Origin of the sequence: Mesorhizobium sp. M7A.F.Ca.US.006.04.2.1 (assembly GCF_004022915.1) — a bacterium.
Classification (GTDB): Bacteria; Pseudomonadota; Alphaproteobacteria; order Rhizobiales; family Rhizobiaceae; genus Mesorhizobium; species Mesorhizobium ciceri.
Genome location: NZ_RZQA01001251.1, coordinates 1 through 1295 on the forward strand (window position 1 = coordinate 1; position 1295 = coordinate 1295).

A 1295-nucleotide genomic window follows, 5' to 3' on the forward strand; every position below is an offset into this window, starting at 1 on the left:
GCCCATGCGTGGGCCGGCCGGCAACGCCGTGATCGAAGCTGTCGATCAGTCTGCCTTCGGCGTCGATGCGATGGATCAGGCCGGTGTCGAGATCGGACGCAAAGAACTCGCGGTGAGTGGCGTCGAAAGTGAGATTGCCGATGCCGGGACCGCTGTTGGTGTCGATGTCGGCGAATTTGGAGACCTGGCCGGTGATGCCGTCGATCTTCCAGACGGTGCCCGGCCCACCACCGTTTTCGGTGCCGAACTGGCCATCCATGAAGGTGGCACCGGCAGCGCCGCGGCGCTGCCTCTCGGGGCGGCCGTCATCGTCGGCATCCGGGGTGACGATACGGATGCCGTGCAGCGAGGTGGCGCCGGCATAGAGATTGGGAATGCCCGATGGAACGCCGTCGCGCACGCCGTCATCATAGGTGACGCCGAACACTTGGCCGATCTGCTCCGCCGTCACCTCGAAGGGCGGCGGCGTGTTGACCAGCTGGCCGGAGGCTGGGCCGCCCAGATGCGAAACGTCGAACACGCGCAAGGTGGCGCGCGTGGGGTCGATGAAGGTTTCGTCGACCGGATCGACGCCGGGCGGCAGGCCCTCTTTTTCGGAATCAGGGGGGTCGAAATTGGGAATGATGGTGCCGGAGAATCCGGTCACCGCCATCGAGCCGGGATAGATGATCCGGGTTTCCTGCGCCTGCGCGGCGCCCAGCCACAGGCCGAGTGCCAGCGCCAGCAACCCGCCTGGATGCACAGCACGGCGCAAGCCGCCATCAAGAGACGACACGAACGAGCCGCGGATGCGAGACATGACACTACCCCCCGTAGTCGACGGGAGAACGTCGGGGCTGGCCGCGCAAATCAGGGCAAGGCGCGGCGGTCCGGCTCGTTCTTCCCTGATCGAATTGTCTGCTTTCCTCAAGACGACGATACGCCTGGTCTTACGCAGGGTCAACGGAATCAGCGGAAAGCCCAGCGCATCGACCCCGTCCCGAAGGCGGTGGTCGCGCCGAGCTCCTGTTGTTCCCGGAGACCGCAGAGCCTCTGGGTTATTGGTCATGGGGGCTTCCTTTCCGGGCCGCACCATGCGGCACCTGGAGATCAGTCGCGGGCGGAGATGGAAAGGTTCATGGAAGGCCTGCGCAGAATGCTTGCGCGCGATGCCGCCTCTTCTTATATACGCGCCAAGCCGTTCGGCGCCGGAGTGCCGGTTGCCGGAACGGGATTTCTTGTGAACAGGGGCTTTCGTCGGAACGCCTGTACGGGTCCTGAGAGCCTGCTTAGCGGAGAGACTAGAGAAATGGCAA

The 1295-nt window shown here is 64.6% G+C and carries 1 pseudogene; it reads right to left on the reverse strand.

Annotated features, from left to right (window positions below):
- Nucleotides 1-1075: pseudogene (locus tag EN925_RS36330) on the reverse strand (hypothetical protein); the annotation flags it as partial.
- Nucleotides 1076-1295: the final 220 nt, after the last annotated feature.